We start from the raw sequence: 22587 nt of genomic DNA on the forward strand, positions 1-22587 counted from the left end.
GGTGGGCGGGGGCGCCGCGGCCGGCCTGGCCGCGCCGCCGCCGGACGTCAGAGGGTGCTGCCGGTCACCGTGGTGCCGGTCTTGGTGATGCGGTACGCGGTCCGCGCGCCGCTCCAGAAGTGGAACGTGAGGGTGACGGCGCCATCGTCGACCTCGGCGAAGAACTCGGGCTTGAGAAGGATCGTCGACGCGGCGTAGTCGGGCTGGAAGTGCTGCCAGAACTCCTCGTACGGGGTCCAGTCCGCCGGTCCGGCGGGACTGCCGTCGGCGTACTTCGCCTCCATGGCGGCAGTTGGTCGCCGCGGAACTGGGTCGGGACGGCGAACGACTGCGTCGTCCCCGTCGCGGCAGCCTGGGTCGGCGGGTCGGAGGTGACGACGTCGATCCGCCACGGCACGCCCGCCGAGAAGCGGGCCTCGATGCTGGCGTTGACGCCGTACGCCCGGTTGCCGGCCAGCCGGGTGAGCGCGGCCGGGGTGAGCGTGAGCGTGTTGCCGGAGACGGTGTGGTCGGCACCGTTCGCCAGCGCCGTGCTCCCCTGCCACAACCCCTGAAAGGTCAGGCCGTTGAGGTTCAGCGTCAGCGACTTCGCCGGGATCGCGCACCTTCTGCCCCTGCTCGCGAGCCAGGTGAGTCTAGGTGGTCAGCCCGCCCCGCGAGCGGCCCAGCGCATGATCGGCCGGCTCGTCGTGCACGCCGCCTGGCGGCTCCTTCTGCAGATGCCCGTCGATGCGGGCGCCGGCGGCGTGTTGGTGGGCGCGGCTGGTCATCGAGTCCACGCTCACCGTCCAACCGATCCGGCCCTGCGCATCGCCCGCGGCCTGCAACGCCGACATGATCTTGTCCTCAGGTCCCGTCCCGCTGCCACCGGCGGAACAGGCCGTAGACGGTGGGCCACGGCGCGGACTCAGCCGGGACATCCCGCCATGGGGCGCCGATGCGGATCCGCCACCGGATCCATCAATGAGCTGTCGTTTCTCCCACTTCAGCGGACGACCTGTTTTGGCGCGGGAGGCAGCAGCGGAGCCAGAACAGCCCACTGCCCGTCGGTCAGGTCATGCCGCCTCGTCAGCCGACCTGGCGGCCTGCTCGATCTTCGCGCAGTAGGCTGCACGGGCTTCCTCGTCGATCTGGTTCTCGTGTTCGGCGCGCAACCCGGTCCGGCCGTCGAGGCCCTCGCGCAGGATATCGGCGTGCCCGGCATGCCGGATGGACTCGCCAAGGACATGGACCATGATGGCGAACAGGTTCGTGTCGGCATAAGGCTCCGGCCACCACGGCACGTGGCCGGGGGCGTCGAGGGGAAGCGCGGTGATCGTCGCGTCCGAGTGTTCCCACATGCGCCGGTAGAACGCGATGATCTGATCGCGGGTCTCGTCCTCGGTCGCCCACAGATCGCTGCCGTTGGAGTCCTGCCACCGGGGCAGCGGTTCCGGGGAAGGGCGGTCGAAGACCTCGCCGAAGTACCTGGCCTCGACGGTGGCCACGTGTTTGACCAGGCCGAGGAGGTTGGTCCCGGTCGCTGTCAAAGGTCGGCGGGCGTCGTATTCGGACAAGCCGTCGAGTTTCCAGAGCAGCGCCTTGCGGTCCCGCCGCAGTCTCCCGTGCAGGTTGGCTTTCGCGAAATCATCGATCACGCGGCATGAGCCTGCCATGGGCTACTCGTGGTCTCAAGATCCCGTACGTGGTCCGCAACGACCGGCAGAGCCGGGGCCTGGCCATGGCCACCGCCCTGACCTGCTACAAGAAGCTCGCGAGACTTGCCACGTGAGACAACCTCTTACGAAACACGCCTTAGAGGGCATCTGATCCGTGTAGTGGTTGATTCACGTTCGGTCGTGGCGATGGCGGATTTGGTTCGTTGATCGGGTCGTGGGTGTGAAGCGGCGTGGGTATCGGTCGGACTTGTCGGACGAGCGTTGGGCGTTGATCGAGCCGGTGCTGGCCGCGTGGCGGGCTGGCCGGGTGGGCTTGGGGATCAATCGGCCGGTGCATGAGCTGCGGGAGATCGTCAATGCGATCTTGTACGTGGCCAGGACGGGGATCGCCTGGGAGTACCTGCCGCACGACTTCCCGCCAGCGAAGACGGTGTACGACTACTACGCCAAGTGGGAAGCGGACGGAACCACGCAGCGGATCCACGACTTGCTGCGAGAACGGGTCCGGGTTGCTCGAGGCCGCAGCGCAAGCCCTTCGGCGGTGGTCCTGGATTCGCAGAGTGTGAAGACCTCGAGCAACGTCGGTGAGTCCAGCCAGGGCATCGACGCGGCGAAGAAGATCAAGGGACGCAAGCGACACATCGCCACCGACACCCTCGGCCTGCTCCTGGCCGTAGTCGTCACCGCCGCGTCGGTGCAGGACTCCACCGCCGGCCGGCACCTGCTCGACATCGTCTCCGCGGACCATCCAGCCGTGGTCAAGGCATGGGTCGACGGCGGCTACAACACACGCGTACGTGGACACGGCGCCGGGCTCGGCATCGACGTCGAACGGGTGCCCCGCCGCGCGGAGAAAGGGTTCCACGTCCAGCCTCGCCGGTGGGTCGTGGAACGGACCTTCGGCTGGCTGATGCAACACCGACGGCTCGCCCGCGATTACGAGACTCTTCCCCAGCGAGCGCGAGCGATGATCCATTGGGCCATGGCTAACACAATGAGCCGCTATCTCACCGGAGAATCCACCCTAACCTGGCGAAACGAAAGCCCTTAATCGGACTCACCTCGCCAAGCGGGATCAGATGCCCTCTTAGTGCCGGCCCGCCCCCGACAGAGGCGAACCGGAGCACTTTCATCTCGACTTCGGGTACTGCTCCGCCACGTCCCTGGACAGCACAGCTAGGCCGCGCTCCGGTCGAAGAGGTCGGCCGTCGCAAGGTCGAACAGGCTGTGTACGCGAAGGATGCCCTCGGGCGCCGCGGCCCCGTACGTCTGCTGCCGGTCCAGCCAGCATCCCCGTAATCCCGCGGCGGCGGCGGCTAAGGCATCGCCCTGAAGATCGTCACCGACGTACAGAACCTCGGAGGGTTCCCAGCCCATCCGCTCGCAGGCGCCGAGGAAGCTTGTGGGATTCGGCTTCGAAGCACCGACGTCGGAGGGCGTGAACAGCGGTGGCGTCGAGGGGAGACGGAGCGAGGCCAGTTTAGCTTCCTGCTGCGCGCGATCGCCGTTGCTCAACACCGCCACACCGGCGGGTGCCCCGCCGAGGAAACGCATCACCTCCGGGACGTCGCTATACGCTGCCCAGGAATTCTCATAGTGGCGCAGGTAGAGCGTGAAGAGGTCATCGGCTTGGTCGTCGCTCACGGCTCCGGTGTCTCGGCCGTAGGCGGACAGCACACCGCGGAGCCTAGCCCGCCGTTGTTCCTGGAAGGTCATTGTCTTGTCCAAGTACGCCCGCATGTGGACGGCCTCCAACCGCTGCCACTCTGCGTGAGCCTCGTACCGCGCCTCCTCGTCGAGGTCGGGAAGCCATTGCAGGCAGGCGGCGAGGAATGCCTTCTCCGCGGCACCCGTGTGGTCCAGCAGAGTGCCGTCCAGGTCCAGCAGGACGGCTTTCACCCGCATCGTCATCACACGACTCCCTGGAAGTCGACCGCTGTCCGCACGGCGCTCACGGTATCGCGGGTCATGGCCCATGGATTTCCCCGTAACCGGACCCAGGGCATCACCGACCACTCGGCCGGCAGCCGGACAAGCCCTTCCTTTGCCACCTTGAAGACGCCTTGTGGATCCGCGGAAACACAATCAGCCCGTGGCGCTCCCTGATGCTCAATCGCAGTCCGGGCGCCCACTGGAGCACCTTCATCGCCGACCGATCAGCGACGGTCATGCAGGCGTCCGGGAACCGCATCGCTCGCGGTGTCGTACAGGCGCTGGAGAGCCAGGTCATCAACACCGCCCGCTACATGGGCCGGACCGAACGCTCCCTGTGCGTGGCGTCCAACCGCGGCCACCGGCGCATCTACGAGCGCATCGCCGCGCACGACCCGGACGGCGCGGCCGAGGCCATGTTCACCCACATCACCGAGGCCTGGCTGGTCCGCCGCAGCGGTTCGGGCAAGCCGACCCGCCTGCAACGCTGGCCCGGCCAGGAGGCCGGCGCTCAGGATCCTCGCCATCCCGGCCCGACGTCAGGCGGCGCCGGCCCCCGCGTCGCGAGGGCCGGCGCCGCCTGACCCGTCTGCGTCACGAGAACTGCGCGAAGAACCTCCAGATCTCACCCTTGGTCCAGGTGGTGACGCCACTCTCGGCGTACGTCCCGTCCACCGGTCCGGGCATGTGACCGTTGTCGAACGCGGCCCACTGGACCGGGTAGCCGGCCCTGCAGCCGGAGTAGGTGGTCGTGATGTGCGTACGGCTGCCCGGCCCCGGCTCGGGCGGGTTCTGGGCGGTGCAACCGTTGTTCCGGACGAACGTGTCGCGCAACGAACGCCCCTGCGCGATGTTCAGGACGTTGTCCGAGATGCCGTGCAGCCCGAAGTACGCGATGGGCTGCGTACCGCCGCTGCACCCGCTGATCTGTGCGCCGGAGATGACCGCGACCGCCCGGAAGACGGTGGCCCGCGCGCAGGCGAGCGCATAGCTCATGCCGCCGCCCCAACTGAAGCCGAGGGCGAACCGCTGCCTCGGGTTGACGCAGAGGTCACTCTCGATCCGTCTGATCATGTCGTCGACGAAGGTGACGTCCTCACCGCCGGCGTTGCCCCAGCCGTTGCCAATTCCCTGGGGCGCGACCAGGATCGCGCTGTTGTTCGACTGCTCCTGCTGCCCGTAGTAGGACCAGGCCGTCCCGCTGGTGCCGCCTGAGGATATCTCCTGCATGGTGCCGCCGCGCCAGTGGAACGCGAAGATCAGCCGGTAGGGGTTGTTGCTGTTGTAGTTCGTGGGCACCCGCAGGATGAAGGAGCGGCTCTTGCCGTTGCTCTGAATCGTGTGCGTGCCGCTGGACAGCGTCGGGGCCCTACCGCACCCGGTGCCTCCCGGCGGCGGATCGTCGCTGCCCGCCCGGACAAGCTGCCACTGCTGGTTGGCGCCGTTCCAGTCGGAGTACTGCACGATGTTCCCACCGTCGGCGGTGGAGGCACCCTGCACCTCCACGGCCTTGCCGCTGTGCCGGCTGATCAGCCGGACGTGACCGCCGTCCGAGTCCGCGAGCCGAAACTGCTGGTTCGTCGCGTTGGTGTCGGACCACTGCACGATCGCTCCGCCGTCGGCGGTCGACCAGTTGTGCACATCGAGGACCTTGCCGGAGTGCCGGGACTTCAGCCTGTAGTAGCCGCCACCTGAGTCCAGGAACTGCCACTGCTGGTTCGCCCCGTCGTTCCGCGTCCACTGGCTGATCCGCGCACCGTCGTTGGTGGCCGAGGCGTACAGGTCCAGCGCCTTGCCGCTGTTCCTGTTCAGCAAGACGTACCAGGCGCTGGTGTCCACGGTCGCCGCAGCCGCGGGGGCCGCGTCCACGGCGACCAACGTGCTGGCCGCGATGACCGCCGCAGCCGTCGCGGCCAGCCCTGACCGCCAGCGATGTCTCGGTGGAAGGGCGCGACGACCCGCACCGATGGCATTCATGGTCCACTCCTCTGGTCGGGGTCACCCGCGAGCGGAACGCACGCGGGTGGCCTGGCGTGCGTGCCGACGTCTGGTGGCGTCAGCACGGTGTTCGTCGTACGGGCGCGATGCGGCCACCGGCGCACGTCCCTGGCCGGTTGCCCGCCTGCGGTGGCGCGAACGGATGCTGTCCGCGCCACCGAACGGAGGACCAGCTACCCGATGCGGATCAGCTGCCATTGCTGGTTGTTGCCGCCCCAGTCGGTGTACTGGACGATGTTCGCCCCGTCGGCGGTGGACCCGCCCTGCACCTCCACGGCCTTGCCGCTGTTGCGGTTGACCAGGCGCAGGTAACCCCCGGCCGACTCGGCGAGGCGGAACTGCTGGTTCGTGCCGTTGCCGTCGCTCCACTGCACGATCGCCGCACCGTCGGAGCCGGAGAAGTTGTAGACGTCCAGCACCTTGCCGGAGAGCCGGGACTTCACCCGGTAGTAGCCGCCGCCGGAGTCCACGAACTGCCACTGCTGCTGGTTGCCGTTGTTGCGGGACCACTGGGTGATCCGGGCGCCGTCGTTGGTCGCGAGGTTGTAGACGTCCAACGCCTTGCCGCTGTTCCGGTTCACCAGCACGTACCAGGCGCTGGTGTCGACCGGGGAGCCCGGCGGAGGCGTGGTGGGCGGGTTGGTGCCGGCGTTGAGGGCGTTGAGAACGGCGTCGTACGCCGCCTTCTTGTTGCCCGACCGGTCGAACAGCAGGGCGTCGTCGTCGCCGCGCCAGGAGTCGCTGTCCCGCACCCCCCAGACCGTGATGCCGTTGCAGCGCGCGACGGCCAGGCAGGCGCGGGTGACCGTGGCGAAGATGTTGGCCTGGTTGGAGCCCTTCATGACGTCGAGTTCGGTGATCTGGACGTCGACGCCGAGGTCGGCGAAGCGCTGCAGGTTGGCCTGGTAGTCCCCCGGGATCGAGGTTCCCAGGTGGGACTGGAAACCGACGCAGTCGATCGGCACGCCCCGGGACTTGAAGTCCCGCACCATGTTGTAGATACCGGTCGACTTCGCATTGACGCCGTCGGTGTTGTAGTCGTTGTAGCACAACTTCGCGCCGGGATCGGCCGCCCTGGCGGCGCGGAACGCCGCCTCGATCCAGTCGTTGCCCGTGCGCTGCAGGTTGGAGTCACGCCGACCGCCGCTGCCACCGTCGGCGAACGCCTCGTTCACCACGTCCCAGGAGTGGATCTGGCCTCGGAAATGGGTGGCGACCTGGGTGACATGGTTGATCGCGGCGTTGCGCAACGCGCTACCGGAGAGGCTCTGCGCCCAACCCGGCTGCTGGGCGTGCCACAGCAGGGCGTGACCCCGCACGCTCATGCCGTTGGCTCGAGCGTGACTGACGAGACGATCACCGCCCGTGTAGCTGAACCGACCCTGTTGCGGCTCGGTGGCGTCCCACTTCATCTCGTTCTCGGCGACAACGCTGTTGAACTCGCGGTTGAGAATGCCAACGTACTGGCTGTCGGAGAGCTTGCCCGTCGCGACGGCCGCGCCAAAGTAGCGCCCCTTCTCGGCGGCGGACGCTTTCAGGGTCGTCCCGGCACTGGCCGTCGGGGCCAGCGCCACCGTCATACCCGCGGTCAACGCGACGGCGAGGGCCATCGTCGACAGCAGGGTTCTCTTGGATCTCATGGCTTTCCTTTCCGGTGAATCCGGTGGTGGTGATGTGCCAGTTCGCTCGGGCAAGCCGGTCCGGGACGGCGGACGCGCCTCGCGGACGGTCAGACGGGTGGGTGGCGACGCCGCCCAGGTGCGCTCCGCCGGTCGTCGTCGGCCGGTCCGCGCTGGCACGGGCAGTCCGACCGGCTGTCGCACACAGCTGCTGATCGTCCTGAAGCGACGTCCGCGCACCCCTGGGGATGCCCTGGACGCGAGGTTCGGCCAGCGAGCTCGCCCGGTGAGCCACAGGTGCCGTCATCCTCGACATCGAGGGTGAGCGATAACATCTCGTTCGTCAATACGTGCCGGCGCCTCAATGCCCACACCTCCGGGGCACAGTCGGAGCGCGCCGGGCGCGGCGCGCATCGCCGGGGGCGCACGTCCGAGAGATCGGGTTCGGCGAGCGAGAAGCCGGCGTCGGCCCCGCTGGACCGCGACATCCCGACTGGGTGTCCGGGCCGGCGACCTCGGTCAGGGAAATAGATGTCGAGTAATGTTAGCGATATCATGGCCCCGGTCGAACGGCGAGTTCCGCGCTGCGCCCTGACGCGCTGCGGGCGTGCGTCAGGTTGCGCACGCGGGGGTGATCCCGCACGGGAAGATCGAGCTGCACACGGAGACGCTGCTCCTCGCGCACGCGGGGGTGATCCTCGCTGTGGATGCCGCGACCTCGTTGATCTCCGCCAACCGGGCGTCCGCCAACGCTCGCCGCGTACTCGGCAGCCGCCGCGGCTTCGCCACCTTCAGCGCCGGGTTGTCCGCCTCCGAAAGCAACCCGTCGGCGACCGCCCGCCGGTACAGGCAGCGCAACGATGCGATCAGGTGCTCGGCCGCGCTTCGCCCACCCCGGGCGTTGCGCCGGGCGACGACGTGCGTCTTGACATACTCCGCCAGCCGCTCGATCTCCGACGGCGTCGGCTCGTCAATGCGCCGCTGGCCCCACTGCTCGACCACACGCTTCCAGTAGGACCCGTACGCGCGCCGGTTGCCGGCACTGACCGCAGCGGCCACCACCGGCACGTACTCCGCGAACGTCGGCGCCGGCGGACGATCCGCCATCGCTTCCATCAGGTCGGCGGGCGAGATGCCCATCCGCGACAGCAACAGCCGCGCGGCATCCAGCTCCGCCTTGCCCGCCATAGCTGCGCTCACGCGTCATCACTACCCAGCACCGCTCGCTCGGCGTGGGCGACCATCTCGTCCAACAACCCTGGCGGATACACCACGAGTAGGTTCGCGGCGGGCTCCGCGGTCAGCAGGACCCGCTCCTCCGCTCCGAGCCCGCACCAGTGCCGCACCGCAGTCGGCAATGACAGGTGCCCCTGACCGGTGACGGTGAAGACTCCCCGGGGATCACGGCGCACGACGATGGCCCCAGCACCGTGACGGATGTCCAGCCGCACGCCAGGCCCCCAGCCCAGCGCGCCGATGATCGCCCGAGCACGGATCCGGCCGCTGCTGTCGACCGAAGCCAGGCGATACATCCGCGCTTCGGTGCGCTGCTGCGGGAGAGCCGGCATTGGTAAGGGCGCCCGACGCAACGGAGCGGCGGAGCCGGCCCGAGCGGCCCTCGACTGGTCCGGAAGCAGAACCGGAGGAACGACCGAAGCTATCGAGGGCTCAGCCACAACGACCACCGCCCTCGTCCGGAGCCAAGCCGGTAGAGGCGGTGACAGAGATCAGATTCGCGTGGTCAAGTGCGCCTGACCACCAGTACGCGAAACACAGCATGGATGCTGCAATTTGGTGTCCGATGATTGACACGAACCGATGCCCAACTCGGGCTGCGCATCGTCGGCGCCATCCCGATCGGTGGATAGCAACCCTCGCCGGGTTAAGTAGTTGGTGGCAGCGTCGTTCATCGCGGGGCGGCTCGGCTGGACTGTCGATCACCGATGTTGATGTTGAGGATGATGGGCAGGTCTGGCCGTTCGAGGGCCTGGCGAATGTGAGCGAGGGCGTTGCTCTCGATGCGGTCTCGTATGGCGGCGATGTTCGCGGAGTCTTCGGTGCGCACCGTGATCGTGAGCCGGGGATCGGTGGGGCTCCCATAGACCTTTGCGTGGCTGGTGTCGACGCCTCTGTAGGAATTGATCTCGGTGGTGACAGCGTCGGTGAGGGCGTTGGCGTCCAGCGATGTGCAGCCTGCGGATGGAGCGGAGGTAATGGTGATGTCGGCGGCGCGTGAGCGTGGGGTCAGGACGGCGATGAGCCAGCGCAGGGCGAGTATGGCCGCGGCCAGGCCGACGAGGGCGGCTACCGGCCAGAACCAGACGTTGTTGTCGCCGAGGTACCGGGCGATCGGGTTGTCGGTCAGGTGTCGGTCGGCGAGGTGGTGGCCGAGGACGTCGGTGCCGGCGAGGATCCCTGCAGTGCCGGCGGCTAGCAGAGCCATGCCGAGGACAGTGAGCAGGGCGCGGGTGGTGCGGTCGGCGTGCATCAGCGCTCCCGGGTGGTGACCCGGACCGACAGTCTCGGTGGGCGGCTCAGGTGCAGGGCGTTGAGCTGTTGTCGGGCAGCTTCAGTCAGGGTTGTCCGCAGCGAGCCCGTGTCGGAGTCGCCGGTTGCGCGGGTGGTGGCGCTGATGCGGGCGCGGTGTCGCCGGACGGTGACGTGGGCGTGGCTGACGCCGTCGATGCCGGTGACGGTCCGCCGCAGGCTGTGCGCCAGGCCGCGGCGGGTGATCGCGGCGTCGGTGGCCACGTTGACGGCGGCGATCGGCAGCCGGGCCGGACGTCGTGGTGTGAGCTGCGCGATAAGCAGCAGCAGCCCGACTGCCACCAGGCCGACGCTGAGTAGCAGGACAGGCGCCGCGCCCCATGAGGTGCGGGCAGCCCAGTCGTAGACGCCGGGCCAGTTGAGAAGCACCGGGCGGTGGTCGGCGCGTTGCGCGATCACCTCGATCACCCCGACGGTCGCGGCCAGAATAGCGCCGACAGCCAGGAGCAGCGCGAGCAGGCGGTTGAGGACTCTCACGGCCGAACACGTTCGGTGGGGTTGGAGGCGGTGATCAGTCCGGTGACGCTGATCCGGATCTCGGCGACGGTCAGACCGGTCAGGTCATGCACCCGGTTCTGGACATGCTCGCGTACCTGGGTGCTGACGTGGACGATGGAAGCGGGCCACCGGGTACTGATGGCCAGGTCCAGGTAGACGGTCCGGCCGTCGACGTCCGCGGAGGCCTTCGGCGCCTGGCGCAGGCCGGTGCGGCGGATGCCGAGGTGTCCGGCGCCGGGCATCGCGTGGCCAAACACCCGCGGCGCGGCGCCGCCCGCGTCGGGGATCTCGAGGACGGCCTGCGCGGCGATCTTCTCGACAACCCGGTCGGCAATAGTGATTCGTCCGATTTCGGCGGCACTGGCCAGGGGCGGAGGTCCGGTTCGGCGGTCAGGGTCATCGAGGGCTCCGTCGGCCCTGCAGGTAGCCGCTGAGGTCGAGGTCGCCTGCAAGGACCCGGGCGACTGCGAGGCCGAGGCCGCCGAACAGGGCGACGATGAGCATCTGTCCGAAGCCGCCGAAGGCAATGGCGAAGCCCAGTGCCAGGCCGACGATGGTCCCCAGGAACATGCGGTTCATGGCGTTCTCTCTCCCAGTCTGTTCCGTCATCGGGTTATCCGAATGGGCGGTGGGTCTTCGATGTCGGCGACGATCACATCGACGCGGTGCAGCGGTGCCACCGCGCCAGCTGCGCGGCGGATCTGCGCGGCGAGTTCGGTGGCCGGTGCCCAGCGGCTGCGGACCTGTATCCGGACCGTGCCGGCGGTGACGGTGATCCCGTCGATCCGCCGGCCGGGGAGATAGGTGGCCGCGCCGGAAGGCGCTCCGGCCACCAGATCCGCCACGGCCGGGCAGCCGCGCACCGCGGCGGCTACGAGGTCGACGTCGACCCCGTCGACGATCGCGGTGAACGGCCGCCCGGCCAGGACGGTGACGGTCATGCGACGCGGGACTCGGGACGGTCCTCGGGTGCCTCGGGCATGTGCACGTCGTCGACGCTGATGTTGACCTCGACGACCTCCAGGCCGGTCATCCGCTCGATCGCGGTCTTGACGTTGCGCTGGATACTGCGGCCGAGTTCGGCGATGCTGATGCCGTACTCGACGACGATGTCCAGATCGATCGCTGCCTGGGTCTCGCCGACCTCGACGCCCACGCCCTGGGCGACGTTCGGGCCGTTGCTGCCCGGGATCCGCTCACGGAGAGTGCCAAACGCGCGAGTGGTGCCGCTGCCCATCGCATTTACCCCGGACACCTCACGGCAAGCGATCCCGGCGATCTTCTGGACGACGTTCTCGGCGACGGTGATCTTGCCCTCGGCGGTGTTCAGTCGGCTCTGCCGCGTGCGTGGCAGGGTGACTGTGCTGTTTGCTGGCGCTGTCGGTGTGGCTTGCTCGTTGTTGGTCATTGCCGTTGTCATCAGAACACGTACTCCTTCATGATGAGGCGCTATTGGACGCCTGCGGAGTGGGTGCGGCGTCGATCGCCGCAGTGGCATTGGGTTGATTGCCGGAGGAAGCGCCGCGAGCTGGCGATTGCCGTGAAGTCAATGGCGTTGACGGGTTCGCGGGGATCATGACGCCCAGGGGACGGCCATCGTAGAAAAAGGCGACTGACTGCTGATCGGCGGTATCGACCATCACACCCATCGTTCTTTCTACTTGCCGTCAAACAGACGCCGCTGTGTGGCGTTGCTCGGCGGTCTCCGCCAGTTGGGAGCTAGAGGTGGAACCATTCAGTCCGCGGTCCTCACCAGCCGGACGGGCCTGGTGGCCGGCCCGTCGATCGCCTCGTCGCCACAAGGCTCGAAGCTCAGGCCGCCGCCGACGATCAGCTGACGCGTAGGACCTGCCGGGGCGCTCGTCGAAGCAGCATCGCCTCATTGCGTCCTTAAAGGCACCACTCGATGTTAAAGGCACCACTCGATGAATGAGACCGCGAGCCCAGCCGTAGTAGTGGATTGTGACGACTATCCGATGGCTGATCGGCGCAGACCGCCAGGATCACACGCAGCAATGCGGCACCCCCACTGGGCAGGGCGCTGCCATGTCATAGTCCACATGGCTGCAAATTGCGTGATCAGGGGTCGACTCGGTGGACGCCCCTGCTGGCAAATCAGGGGCACTCTACGGCTTTGGGCTGTTTGCCACCGGGGACCTGAGCGACAACCTCATCGTACGCCCTATCACGTCAAACCGCGACGCGAGCGTTGGGTTCTATCGTGGTGTCGGCACCCCGGGCTGGCGGGCGACCGCAGCCGGGGAGAAATCCTCCGAGCCGCCGATGATTGCCTGGGCGAACTCGGACAACCGCCGGTTGCGGCTTCGAGCGCCGCTGCGCATCAGGGCGAACGCCTCATCCACATCAACCTGGAGGCGTTCAGCGAGGACGCCCTTTGCCTGTTCGATCAGGACCCGGCTGTTGAGCGCGGTCTGGAGTTGCTCGATGAGCATCGAGCTGCGGTGGATGGCGCGTTGCTGGAGCAGCCCGATGGTTGCCACGTCGGCGAGGGCCTTGTCGACACGCAGCTTGCTCTCGTCCAGGGTGCGCGGGTGAACGTCGAACAGGTTCAGCGCCCCGATCACCTCGGAGCGCAGGCGCATGGGCACGGCATGTACGTAAGCGAAGCCGACCTCGGCGGCGGCGGCGAACCTCGGCCACCGGTCCGCGTTGGGCGGGTCGGCCACCGACACGGGCCTGCCGGTGCGGAAGCAATCAACACAGGGGCCTTGGTCGATCTGCAGCTGAAACAGCTCCAGCAGTCTGGTCCGCTCGGAGGAGGCGGCCACCACCTGTAGCGCGCCCTGCTGGTCGGTCAGCAGCACCCCGCCGCGGAGACGCGCAGTAATTCGACGCACCGGTTGGTGAGGACATGCAGGAAGTCGACCACATCGAAGTCGCCAACGAGCGTGTCGGCCATCTCCACGAGGACGTCCGTTAACTGGCTCTCGGTCATGTCACCAACCTTCGCTCACACCATAGCCTCGCACGGTCCTCGGCGACACCGCAGAAGTGCGGACGGTCCGCAAACGACTCCACCATCTTCGCGCCCGTCACCGGCCGCTCTCCGGCGGTTCGGGGTCAAAACGTAGTCGTCGGGCGACCACGTCACTCGCGACGTCCCGCAGGCGCCGATCGTGGGCATAGGCGAAGACGCGTAGCTGGACGAGCGCCACCGACAGCGGAACCCCCAACTGGACACTGATCATCCCGGTGGGCTGATGCACCTCGGGATGCCGCAGGCCTGACTGCTCGGTTCAGTGATCGTCCTGGTCCGAACGCCTTCCCGGCAGGCCGTCGAGCAGCATCGCGCACACCGTGTCAGCCATCACCACAACGTCGGCCAACTGCTCGTCGTCGAGGTTCCCGGCCCGCATCCGATAGAGGTCCAGGACGCCGAGACGGATCCCACCGAGTTGCAGCGGCAACGCGAACACCGCGTGGACCCCGACAGCCATGGCTGCCTTCGCGAATACTAACCACCAGTCCTGGCAATGCGGCGCCGCGAGGTCCGCGACCAACACGGGACCACCGCTGATCGCGTCGACGGAGGGGCCCTCCCCCAGGGTGAAGGTCAGCTCCTCCAGGTCGGAGGCCACCAGGTCACTGGCACCCAGGACCTCCCGTCGGGTGTCGCGCAGGCACACCGCGACGGCTGCGCAGTCGACACCGGTCACCGCCACCGACACGCCGCAGAGGTGCTCGACCGCGACGGTCGCACCCCGCGCCTCGGCCACGGCCAGGGCCCACAACCGAAGCCTGCGCTCGGTGCTCACCGACACGCCAAGGATACGACCGGGCAGGTTCTGTCGGACTCAGCCGGCCCTGGCGGGTCCGTCGAACCTGAACAAGGCCCAGCGGTGCGGTGTCGGGATCTGACCCCGTTGAAAAGCTCGTTTATGATTCACTCCATCAAATAGTTGACGGACAGCCGCCGGGTAGCTGACCGCGGCACGGCATTTGGCCAGTCGAGGCGACCCGTCGAGTAGCTGCAGGTAAGTCAACCCGCGCGATGTCGCCACCCCAATCACAGCCATAGAGGTGCATCGTGGCGAGGGCGGCGTGTCTAGGTTGTCGCGACCCCTTGTTCTTGCGATACGTCGTGCACGATGGTGACCGGGCAGGCCGCGTGGTGCAGGACGGCGTGGCTGACCGAGCCGAGGCGGCGACCATGAAGCCCGCCGCGTCCGCGGGCCCCGAGTACGACAAGTTGGGCGCGGTCGCTGGCGGCGACGAGCGCGTGTGCCGCTCGGCCGGTCGCCAGTTGCCGCTGCACGACCACCTGCGGGTACTTTTGCGACCAGCCCGCCAGTGCTTCGGTCAGGACCTGGTCCTGCTCGACGTATTCGGACCCGGAGTCGACCATGGCCATCGAACCGTGGTCGGTGATGTTCGATTCACGCCGAGTATGCAGAGCCCGCAGATCAACACTGCGAAGCGCGGCCTCGTGGAAGGCGAAACCGATAGCGGCGTGGTTGCTTGGCGAGCCGTCCACACCGACCAGGACCTCACCTCCGGTCGTCGGCGTCCCACGTGTGATCAGGACAGGGCAGGCGGCGTGCGCGGCCACCGTCACCGCGACCGAACCGAGCAGCAAATCGGGAAAGCCGCCCCGACCGCGGTGTCCGAGAACGAGGAGGTCCGCGTCGGCTGACTCGCGGATCAGGACGGTGGTCGGGTTCCCGGCCAGCACCTCGCCGGTCACCGGCACCTCGTCGGTGTTTGCTCGGTCGATGGCGGCTCGGATGGCCCGCTGCGGGTCGGACAGGACTCCGCCGGCCAGTTCGCCGGCCGGGTCGTTGTGCGCCCAGGCGGGGTGATCGGCCCATGGGTCGCAGTACACGATGCGTACCGGACGTCCGCGTAGCGCGGCCTCATGGACTGCGAGGTCAACGGCGACGAGGCTGCAGTCAGACCCGTCGACTCCGACAAGGATTGCTGGACCGGTCATGGTTTACCTCCGGTGGATGCTGATGAATGTCCGGTGGGCCCTGCACCACGGCGGTGGGATGGGCGGCGAAGCGGGCCGGTCATGAGTGCTTGGCGACGGTGAGCAGCACCGCGGCGTCTTCGAGCGCCTCCAGCGTGTGCCGACGATTCGGCACGATCAGCAGGTCGCCAGGTGCGCCGTCCCAGGACGTTTCGCCAGCGCCGAGCCGGATCCGGCCGTGCAGGACGTGGACCGTGGCCTCGCCGGGGTTCTCGTGTTCGCTGAGCATCTGGCCGGCGGCCAGCGCGATCATCGTCTGGCGGAGTTGGTGCTCGTGGCCGCCGTGAACGGTGGAGCTGCTACGCCCGCTGGAGGCGCTGTGCGCGAGCTTGAGCTGTTGGCTGGCCAGTGCGGGCAGGGAGAATTTCTGCATGACAGATCCTGTCAGTCTCGTCGTGCGGGTTCTCGTGAACCGCTCGGCCAGCTCAGGTCGCCTCCGGGGATTCCGAAATGGGCCTACCAACCTCCGCTGGTGGTGGTGCGGTCGAGTGGATGCGGCGGTCGAGGCGGATGGCGGCGTAGCCCAGGACGGACACGGCCGTCACGATCAGCAGGTCGGTTGCGGTGACTGGTTCGGTGCCGAGCAGCTGACGCAGTGGCGGAGCGTAGATGGCGGCGAGTTGCAGCAGTAGAGCGGCGCCGACGGCGGCGAACAGCATGGGGTTGGCGGCTGTGCCGGGGCGGGCGCGTGATCCCAGGGCCACGGCGAGTTGGGTGAGGCCCAGTGCGAGGAACGTCAAGGTCTGCCATGGCCGGTCGGTGGTGTGCGCCCACACGCCGACGCCAATCGTGACGGCGGCGATGACCGCCGCGACGCGCAGGACGCGTTGCCACAGTCCGGCGCCGAGGACGGTTTCAGCTGGCGGGCGTGGGGGCTGGCGCATGGCGTCGGGGTCGGCGGGCTCGCTGCCCATCGCCAGGCCGGGCAGGCCGTGGGTGAGCACGTTGATCCAGAGGATCTGGGCCGGGAGCAGCGGCAGCAGCTGGTGCACGGTGGCGGGGTCGTCGCCGGAGACGAGGTACGGCTTGTGCCCGTACCGGACCAACAGCGCGCACAGCTCGTCGTCGCCGATCCGGGCCAGCACGGCCGGGTTGGCGATCTTGTACCCGTTCAGGTGCAGGATCGGCAGTACCGCGCCGTCACCGACTGGGTCGAGGAACTTGTTGGAGTGCCACGACGCCGCCAGGGGCCCGGTCTCGGCCTCTCCGTCACCGATCACGCATGCCACGACCAAGTCGGGGTTGTCCAGGGCGGCGCCGTACGCGTGCGAGAGCGAATACCCTAGCTCGCCGCCCTCGTGGATCGACCCGGGCGTCTCCGGCGCGACGTGCGACGGGATACCGCCGGGAAACGAGAACTGGGTGAACAGTCGACCCATCCCGGCCCCGTCCCGCGAGATCCTCGGGTAGACCTCGGAGTACGTGCCCTCCAACCAGGTGTTCGCGACCAGGCCGGGGCCGCCGTGACCCGGGCCGGTCACGTAGATGACCTTCTGGGACCGGGCCGCGACGATCCGCGACAGGTGCGCGTAGAGCAGGTTCAGGCCGGGCGTCGTACCCCAGTGTCCGAGCAACCGTGGCTTGACGTGCTCCGGCACCAGCGGCTCCCGCAGCAGCGGATTCCCCATCAGATAGATCTGACCGACGGACAGGTAGTTCGCGGCCCGCCAGTACGCGTCGACGCGTTCGAGTTCGTCCGTGCCCAAGGGTCGGGCGTCGGCGATCTGGAAGGTTGAGGCGTCCAGCTCGGGTGGGGTGCTGGTCACGGTCATCGGGGTGTCGCCTTTCCGGCTTGGAGCGTCATGCGACGCGGTGGCGCGGCGGGGGGACGAGTCGCGACGTATCGACGGCACGCCGGGGGGCAGCCTCAGGAGGCGGGCACCGTGCGGACCGCGCCGTTGACCGGCGGGGCGGCGTCCACGACGGGGCCACGCGGCGCCGGAGCGACGTTCGCCGCGTCGGCCTCCCGGGCGAGGAAGGCACCGAGCTCGCCGATCGTGCTCATCAGCGGCGCCGGGAACACCACGGTGGTGTTCTTGTCCACACCGAGCTCGACCAGGCTCTGCAGGTTACGCAGCTGCAACGCCAGGGGGTGGGCCATCATGATGTCCGCGGCGGCGCCGAGCGCGTCCGCGGCGAGCGCTTCGCCCTCAGCCGCGATGATCTTCGCGCGCTTCTCGCGCTCCGCCTCGGCCTGACGGGCCATGGCGCGCTTCATGCTCTCCGGCAGCTGGATGTCCTTCAGCTCGACGATGGTAACCTCGACACCCCAGTCCTCGGTGGCCACGTCCAGGATCGTCTTGATGTCGACGTTGATCCGGTCGGTCTCGGACAGCGTCTCGTCGAGGGTGTGCTGCCCGACGACCTTGCGCAGGGTGGTCTGCGCGATCTGGTTGATGGCGGCCCCGACGTTCTCGATCGCGACGACGGACTTCACCGCGTCGACGACCCGGAAGTACGCGACTGCGGAGACGTCGACACTGACGTTGTCCCTGGTGATGATGCCCTGCGACTGGATCGGCATGGTGATGATCCGCAGGCTGACGCGGTTCAGCACGTCGATGAACGGGATGATCACCGTCAGGCCCGCGCGGCGGACCCCGATGACCCTGCCGAGCCGGAACAGCACACCCTGCTCGTACTGCTTGACAACTTTCAACGCCAGCGACAACAGGAACAGAACCAGTACCAGGACGACGACGAGCCACACGTACGACATGACAGGTTCCTGACTTCGGCCGCAGCCGGATCTTCGTGCGCGAGAGACAGTGCCCAGCGAGAAGCGCACCCGATCGCTGCGGAGGCGAAGATCGTCGAGGTGCCCGCAACGGCCAACTACCGGCCACCGGGGTCCAGGGCGACAACCTGACCATACGCCTGTCGGCGGCATCCGTCGTACCGCGCGGCCCACGGCTCTGATCGACAACGTCGACCCCGCGCATGGCGCGTACGGTGGGGTCGTCGCTCGGGACCCCGGTGCCCCCTTCCGCTCGGCCCGGCAGGGGCCCGATTGTCGAGCCTCCGGTGACGGCCTCGGCCCGGGACCCGCTCGCACCCGGCCGAGCACCACCTGCTCACGCACGACGCGTCCCGCCGTATCCGCGCCCTCCGTCTCGCCCACCGCCGCTTTCGCGCTGCTCCGCCCCGCACTGCCTGTCCTCGACACCTGAAGGACACCTGCCGGTTCTGGCTGAGCAGGATCAGCGGGGCCGCATATGCAGCCTGGGTGGAGAAGAGCAGGTTGAGCAGGATGAACGGGTAAGGATCCCAGTGGTGTAGGACGGCGATGATGTTTGCCCCGATTTAGACGGTGACTATGCCGGTCTGGATGATGATGAAGCGCCAGGAACCGAACACCGCGGTTACCGAGTCCGCCAGGCGCTGTCCAGCGTTGCGGTGGTCGTGCCGGTACTGGTTGGCAGGATGCCGATGGTGTGCCGAGGCCATGGTGGCCGCCGCCCGTCCTGACGGGACGCGTCGCGGGACGCAGGGACCGGGCGGGTGGGTGCCCGACCGCCGTCGGTCGACGATCTGGTTCGGCCAGCAACTACGGCGTCCTCATGCCGTTACCGCGACATCCGCGGTGGCGCTCCGCGGCAGGATGGAGAACCGAGCTCGGATCGAATCAGCCGGTGACGGGGCGGCCGTCGATGGCCGGCGCCGGGCGTGGTGCGTAGGGCGTGCCGCCCGCAACTCCGCCGGGAGGACACAACGGCGAAGACGGTCAGAGCCACCGGGGTCCGGGGCGGGGCCCTCACCCTACGCGCGGCGCGCCACAGCCGACACCTACCCACCTCGGGACGTAGCCCGTGCCGATCAGTGAACAACCCTCAGTGCACGCGGCGCCTTTTCCACCGACCGGGCGTAGAGTGAGGGCGTCGCTCGGGCCCCCGGTGGCTAACCGCCCACCGTCGTCGATCCGCCCAGGAGCTGACCGGTCCCCCGCCACCGCCGACAACGCCACACGCGTGGTGGAGCATGTCGCGGCCTGTGGATCGCCTTCCTGGCAACCGGAACCACCCATGGTCATTAAGGCTGTGGGCCCGTAGTTGAGCAGCGAGGGAATGTGAGCGCGATGGCCTACATCGCCAAGGACCACAACGGCGCGGCGCGCGTCGCCGCACCAACCGCCCGGCTGACGCGACCGGCGCCCGATGTCGCTGGGCACCTGCCCGGGCCGGGTGAACCGGTCGGTCCGGCACCCACCGCGGCACGCCGCGAAACGACACCGACCGCCGCGAGCGGAGCCGGTCCGCAGCTGAGCGCACCGGTCCGTTACCTGCTGGCGGGGATCCGTCTCGCATTGGGATGGATCTTCCTCTGGGCCTTCCTGGACAAGCTGTTCGGCCTGGGACACGAGACGACCGCGGCGAGGTCCTGGGCCAATGGCGGCAGCCCGACCGAGGGGTTCCTGGGTTCGGCGGCCACCGGCCCGTTCACCGGCTTCTACCACTCGATCGCCGGTGGCTGGCTGACGGACACGCTGTTCATGGGCGCGCTGCTCGCGGTGGGTGTCGCTCTGCTCCTCGGGGTCGCGATGAGACTTGCCGCCGGGGCCGGCGCGCTGCTCACCGTCATGATGTGGACCGTGGTCCTGCCGCCGGCCAGCAACCCGTTCATGGACGACCACCTCGTCTACGCCGCCGTGCTGGTCGTCCTCGCCCTCCTGGGCGCCGGCCGCACCCTGGGCCTGGGCGCCCGGTGGGCCGAGGCCCCGTTGGTACGACGATCCGCATGGCTCAGGTAGGGCCGGCCGGTGCCGAGGATCCGAGAGGCCGTGAGGACGACGACACGGTGAACCAGGCCGAGGAGCGAGACCGGCGCATCGTCGTCGGCGTCGACGGGTCGACAGGCTCCAGGACGGCACTGCGCTGGGCCATCGACCAGGGTCAGTTGACCGGCGCGACGGTCGAAGCCGTCAGCGCGTGGCAGGGCCCGCCCGTGTACGGGTTCGCGTACGCGTGGTCGCCGTCGGTGTTCGAAGACGTCGACCTCGCCGCCATCACCGGGAAGATGCTCGCGGAGACGGTCGAGGACGAGACCGCCGGGCGGCCACCCGCGGAGATCCTGACCCGGGTCGTGCACGGCCATCCGTCCCAGGCGCTACTCGAAGCCGCCCACGGGGCGCAGATGCTGGTGGTGGGCAGCCGAGGACACGGCGCCTTCGCCGGGATGCTGCTCGGATCGGTCAGCCAGCACTGCGTTCAGCACGCACCCTGCCCGGTCGTGGTGGTCCCGCCGACCGACCCCGAGCGGGACGAGATCGGGAGTCGGCGATGACCGCCGCGTACGGCCTGACCGGAGGGCGCGACGACGACGTCTCTCGAACTGCCACCGTGCCCAGCCGATTCGAGGTTCTCGTCGCGGCGGGGTACGGCGACCGGGCGCGCGCCGTGCTAGGGGGCGCGGCACGCTGATCCGGAGACGGTCACGGCCCGACCGGTGTATCCGGTCGGGCCGTGACCCGGTGACGAATTGCAGGCTGACGTTGCTGCCAGACCTGGTCCGTGACCGCGGGGCAGCAGTCGGGACGTCAGACGCGGCTGAGCACGACCTTCAGCGCTCCGGTCTGTCCGGCGTCGCTGAACGTGTCGTAGGCCCGGATGATGTCGTCCAGGCCGAAACGGTGGGTGACGAAGCGCGCCGCGTCGACCCGGCCGGCGGCGAGCAGGCGCAGCAGGGTCGACGTCGAGGAGGTGTCGACCAACCCCGTGGTGATCGTCAGGTCCCGCGACCAGAGCCGCTCCAGGTGCAGGGTGACCGGTCTGCCGTGTACGCCGATGTTGGCGACCCGCCCCGCCGGCCGCACCAACTCCACCGCCAGCTCGAAGGTCGCCGGCACTCCGACGGCCTCGATCGCGACGTCGGCGCCGAGCCCTCCGGTGAGGTCCCGCACCGCCGCGATCGGATCCTGCTCGGCGTTGTTGACGAGCACGTCGGCACCGAACTGTTTCGCTGCGTCGAGCCGGCCCGGCAACCGGTCGATCGCGACGATCAGACTGGGACTGAACAACCGGGCCCCGCTGATCGCCGACAGCCCGATCGGCCCCGCGCCCACCACGACGACGACGTCGCCGGGTTGGACGTTGCCGTTGAGGACGCCGACCTCGTAGCCGGTGGGCAGAATGTCGGCCAGCATCAGCAACTGCTCGTCACTCACCCCCTCCGGCACCGGATAGGTCGAGTTGTCCGCGAAAGGAACACGCACGTACTCCGCCTGGGTCCCGTCGATCTCGTTGCCCAGGATCCATCCGCCGTCGTTGCACTGGCCGTAGCGGCGGTCTCGGCAGAACCGGCAGGCGCCGCACGCGCTGACGCACGACACCAGCACCCGATCGCCGACCGCGGTGGTCCGGACCGCGGCACCGACCTGGGTGACGGTGCCGACCGCCTCATGTCCGATGATCCGACCGTCCACCATCGCCGGCACATCACCCTTGAGGATGTGCAGATCCGTACCGCAGATCGTGGTCGTGTCGACCCGCACGATCGCGTCGCTGTCAGTGGCGAGCTCGGGGAGAGCGACATCCTCCCATGCCTTCGCGCCTGGTCCGTGATAGACGAGTGCCTTCATCGTGAACTCCAAGGTCCGTCGAGCGGCGGAAGTGGGCAGCCACCGGGGACCAGAGCGACAGCTTGACGGTACGCGCCGTGCGCCTGCGGCGGGCTCCCTGTTCCACCGCGTCGGGTGCCCGACCCGGGCGGCGTTGCGCTCGGATGGCCTCGTCGGCCACAGTGCCACGGGGGGGCCTGGCCTGGCTCCGGGCTTGACCGCCGGCGTACGCTGACGGGAGTCCCAGCCGCCCTGGTCCCTGGTGGTGCCCCGTAGCCGCAGGCACACCTCCAGGAGCGTCGGATGTCGGTTCCGCCGAACGTCGTCATGCCGGGCCCGGAAACAGTCAGTGATCTTGTGAAGCGGATCGGCGACCGCGACCAGGCCGCCTTCGGTCGCTTCTACCGCCGGCTCGTCCGCGCCGTGTTCACCCAGCTGTCGGACAGCCTGGACAGTCCGGCGCTCGCGGTGGCCGTGACCCGGGCGGTCTTCGTGGAGGTGTGGCGGCTCGCGCCGGGGCACGCCTCGCACCACCTCGACGGACTCGCCTGGGTGAACGCCATTGCCGCTCGCCACGTCGCGGACAGGATTAGGGAATTCGAGCAGCACCGACGCCGGAGCGCTACCGGCGTCGACGACACGCTCGGTCACGAATTCGTTCTCACTGTCGGGAAGGAACCGTTGGCGCGGGCTGGAACGCCGATCCGGCCACCTCACCGGACCGTTCCGGCACCTTCGCACTGAACCGTGGACGCACCTGCGACCAACTGGTGGAGCAGACGGTGCCGGGCC

28 protein-coding genes and 3 pseudogenes are annotated in these 22587 nt (G+C 68.6%); 6 read left to right on the forward strand and 25 right to left on the reverse strand.

The genetic code is table 11. The annotated features are described in order from the left end of the window. Positions 1-47: 47 nt before the first annotated feature. From RM555_RS18255 to RM555_RS18265, 3 genes and pseudogenes are all read right to left on the reverse strand, one after another. Positions 48-547 (reverse strand): annotated as a pseudogene (locus tag RM555_RS18255) (X2-like carbohydrate binding domain-containing protein). Between the two features lie 91 nt (positions 548-638). After that, a pseudogene (locus RM555_RS18260) lies at positions 639-1072 on the reverse strand (transposase); the annotation flags it as partial. Beyond that, complete coding sequence (locus RM555_RS18265; RefSeq protein ID WP_151452336.1) at positions 1056-1637, reverse strand: DinB family protein; 582 nt, start codon at positions 1635-1637, stop codon at positions 1056-1058. The pseudogene RM555_RS18260 and the gene RM555_RS18265, both read right to left, overlap by 17 nt. A gap of 5 nt (positions 1638-1642) precedes the next feature. Here RM555_RS18265 and RM555_RS18270 point away from each other — a divergent pair, with 5 nt between their 5' ends. After that, the gene (locus tag RM555_RS18270; RefSeq protein ID WP_255474673.1) at positions 1643-1771 is read left to right on the forward strand and encodes a hypothetical protein; all 129 of its coding nucleotides are present in this window, start codon (positions 1643-1645) and stop codon (positions 1769-1771) included. A gap of 107 nt (positions 1772-1878) precedes the next feature. Then, on the forward strand, positions 1879-2709 hold the full coding sequence (locus RM555_RS18275) for an IS5 family transposase (protein ID WP_311412990.1): 831 nt from the start codon (positions 1879-1881) through the stop codon (positions 2707-2709). Positions 2710-2834: 125 nt separating this feature from the next. On the opposite strand, the gene RM555_RS18280 is transcribed toward RM555_RS18275, so the two are convergent. Beyond that, positions 2835-3569, reverse strand: a complete 735-nt coding sequence (locus RM555_RS18280; protein ID WP_311412897.1) for an HAD family hydrolase — start codon at positions 3567-3569, stop codon at positions 2835-2837. Between the two features lie 194 nt (positions 3570-3763). Between RM555_RS18280 and RM555_RS18285 the strand changes: the two genes are divergently transcribed. Next, a complete protein-coding gene (locus RM555_RS18285; RefSeq protein ID WP_311412898.1) occupies positions 3764-4174 on the forward strand; it encodes an FCD domain-containing protein in 411 nt (136 codons plus the stop codon). Between the two features lie 10 nt (positions 4175-4184). On the opposite strand, the gene RM555_RS18290 is transcribed toward RM555_RS18285, so the two are convergent. The 20 genes and pseudogenes from RM555_RS18290 to RM555_RS31035 form a co-directional block, all read right to left on the reverse strand. Continuing rightward, on the reverse strand, positions 4185-5567 hold the full coding sequence (locus RM555_RS18290) for an RICIN domain-containing protein (protein WP_311412899.1): 1383 nt from the start codon (positions 5565-5567) through the stop codon (positions 4185-4187). A gap of 194 nt (positions 5568-5761) precedes the next feature. Then, on the reverse strand, positions 5762-7228 hold the full coding sequence (locus RM555_RS18295) for an endo-1,4-beta-xylanase (protein WP_311412900.1): 1467 nt from the start codon (positions 7226-7228) through the stop codon (positions 5762-5764). Positions 7229-7819: 591 nt separating this feature from the next. Beyond that, complete coding sequence (locus RM555_RS18300) at positions 7820-8395, reverse strand: hypothetical protein (protein ID WP_311412901.1); 576 nt, start codon at positions 8393-8395, stop codon at positions 7820-7822. 8 nt (positions 8396-8403) lie between these two features. Further along, positions 8404-8739, reverse strand: coding sequence for an AbrB/MazE/SpoVT family DNA-binding domain-containing protein (locus RM555_RS18305; RefSeq protein ID WP_311412902.1), 336 nt, complete (start codon positions 8737-8739; stop codon positions 8404-8406). Positions 8740-9113: 374 nt separating this feature from the next. Further along, positions 9114-9695: an alkaline shock response membrane anchor protein AmaP gene (gene amaP, locus RM555_RS18310; protein WP_311412903.1), complete on the reverse strand. Its 582-nt coding sequence runs from the start codon at positions 9693-9695 to the stop codon at positions 9114-9116. Beyond that, the gene (locus RM555_RS18315; protein ID WP_311412904.1) at positions 9695-10231 is read right to left on the reverse strand and encodes a DUF6286 domain-containing protein; all 537 of its coding nucleotides are present in this window, start codon (positions 10229-10231) and stop codon (positions 9695-9697) included. Before RM555_RS18315 ends, amaP begins: the two co-directional genes overlap by 1 nt. Next, positions 10228-10704 (reverse strand): Asp23/Gls24 family envelope stress response protein, encoded by a 477-nt coding sequence (locus RM555_RS18320; RefSeq protein ID WP_311412905.1) that lies wholly within the window; start codon positions 10702-10704, stop codon positions 10228-10230. Before RM555_RS18320 ends, RM555_RS18315 begins: the two co-directional genes overlap by 4 nt. Next, positions 10649-10831: a hypothetical protein gene (locus RM555_RS18325; protein WP_311412906.1), complete on the reverse strand. Its 183-nt coding sequence runs from the start codon at positions 10829-10831 to the stop codon at positions 10649-10651. Before RM555_RS18325 ends, RM555_RS18320 begins: the two co-directional genes overlap by 56 nt. A 26-nt stretch (positions 10832-10857) precedes the next feature. After that, entirely contained in the window at positions 10858-11193 is a 336-nt protein-coding gene (locus RM555_RS18330) for a hypothetical protein (RefSeq protein ID WP_311412907.1), read from the reverse strand. Continuing rightward, positions 11190-11672: an Asp23/Gls24 family envelope stress response protein gene (locus RM555_RS18335; protein WP_311412908.1), complete on the reverse strand. Its 483-nt coding sequence runs from the start codon at positions 11670-11672 to the stop codon at positions 11190-11192. Before RM555_RS18335 ends, RM555_RS18330 begins: the two co-directional genes overlap by 4 nt. A gap of 16 nt (positions 11673-11688) precedes the next feature. After that, positions 11689-11901 carry a hypothetical protein gene (locus RM555_RS18340; protein WP_311412909.1) on the reverse strand — a complete coding sequence of 71 codons (213 nt, stop codon included), beginning with the start codon at positions 11899-11901 and terminating at the stop codon, positions 11689-11691. 567 nt (positions 11902-12468) lie between these two features. Continuing rightward, complete coding sequence (locus RM555_RS18345; protein ID WP_311412910.1) at positions 12469-13077, reverse strand: GAF and ANTAR domain-containing protein; 609 nt, start codon at positions 13075-13077, stop codon at positions 12469-12471. Beyond that, positions 13068-13208 (reverse strand): hypothetical protein, encoded by a 141-nt coding sequence (locus RM555_RS18350; protein WP_311412911.1) that lies wholly within the window; start codon positions 13206-13208, stop codon positions 13068-13070. The genes RM555_RS18345 and RM555_RS18350 overlap by 10 nt, the downstream gene beginning before the upstream one ends. A gap of 301 nt (positions 13209-13509) precedes the next feature. Further along, entirely contained in the window at positions 13510-14028 is a 519-nt protein-coding gene (locus RM555_RS18355; protein WP_311412912.1) for a GAF domain-containing protein, read from the reverse strand. A gap of 290 nt (positions 14029-14318) precedes the next feature. After that, the gene (locus tag RM555_RS18360) at positions 14319-15203 is read right to left on the reverse strand and encodes a universal stress protein (protein ID WP_311412913.1); all 885 of its coding nucleotides are present in this window, start codon (positions 15201-15203) and stop codon (positions 14319-14321) included. 79 nt (positions 15204-15282) lie between these two features. Further along, entirely contained in the window at positions 15283-15615 is a 333-nt protein-coding gene (locus RM555_RS18365; RefSeq protein ID WP_311412914.1) for a cupin domain-containing protein, read from the reverse strand. 52 nt (positions 15616-15667) lie between these two features. Then, complete coding sequence (locus RM555_RS18370) at positions 15668-16234, reverse strand: cation transporting ATPase C-terminal domain-containing protein (protein WP_396888802.1); 567 nt, start codon at positions 16232-16234, stop codon at positions 15668-15670. Then, a pseudogene (locus tag RM555_RS18375) lies at positions 16220-17014 on the reverse strand (phosphoketolase family protein); the annotation flags it as partial. The pseudogene RM555_RS18375 and the gene RM555_RS18370, both read right to left, overlap by 15 nt. 95 nt (positions 17015-17109) lie before the next feature. Beyond that, entirely contained in the window at positions 17110-18030 is a 921-nt protein-coding gene (locus RM555_RS18380) for a slipin family protein (protein WP_311412916.1), read from the reverse strand. A 47-nt stretch (positions 18031-18077) separates the two neighbouring features. Continuing rightward, entirely contained in the window at positions 18078-18545 is a 468-nt protein-coding gene (locus RM555_RS31035) for a DUF1003 domain-containing protein (RefSeq protein ID WP_396888803.1), read from the reverse strand. 955 nt (positions 18546-19500) lie between these two features. Here RM555_RS31035 and RM555_RS18390 point away from each other — a divergent pair. Together RM555_RS18390 and RM555_RS18395 are read left to right on the forward strand one after the other, a co-directional pair. Beyond that, entirely contained in the window at positions 19501-19989 is a 489-nt protein-coding gene (locus RM555_RS18390; RefSeq protein WP_396888804.1) for a hypothetical protein, read from the forward strand. Further along, positions 19977-20522, forward strand: coding sequence for a universal stress protein (locus RM555_RS18395; RefSeq protein ID WP_311412917.1), 546 nt, complete (start codon positions 19977-19979; stop codon positions 20520-20522). Before RM555_RS18390 ends, RM555_RS18395 begins: the two co-directional genes overlap by 13 nt. Positions 20523-20775: 253 nt before the next feature. On the opposite strand, the gene RM555_RS18400 is transcribed toward RM555_RS18395, so the two are convergent. Then, positions 20776-21816, reverse strand: a complete 1041-nt coding sequence (locus RM555_RS18400) for a zinc-dependent alcohol dehydrogenase family protein (RefSeq protein ID WP_311412918.1) — start codon at positions 21814-21816, stop codon at positions 20776-20778. A 282-nt stretch (positions 21817-22098) separates the two neighbouring features. Between RM555_RS18400 and RM555_RS18405 the strand changes: the two genes are divergently transcribed. Then, positions 22099-22539, forward strand: coding sequence for a sigma-70 family RNA polymerase sigma factor (locus RM555_RS18405; RefSeq protein ID WP_311412919.1), 441 nt, complete (start codon positions 22099-22101; stop codon positions 22537-22539). Positions 22540-22587 lie beyond the last annotated feature (48 nt).

This window comes from Micromonospora reichwaldensis (assembly GCF_031845925.1).
Taxonomy (GTDB): Bacteria; Actinomycetota; Actinomycetes; order Mycobacteriales; family Micromonosporaceae; genus Micromonospora; species Micromonospora reichwaldensis.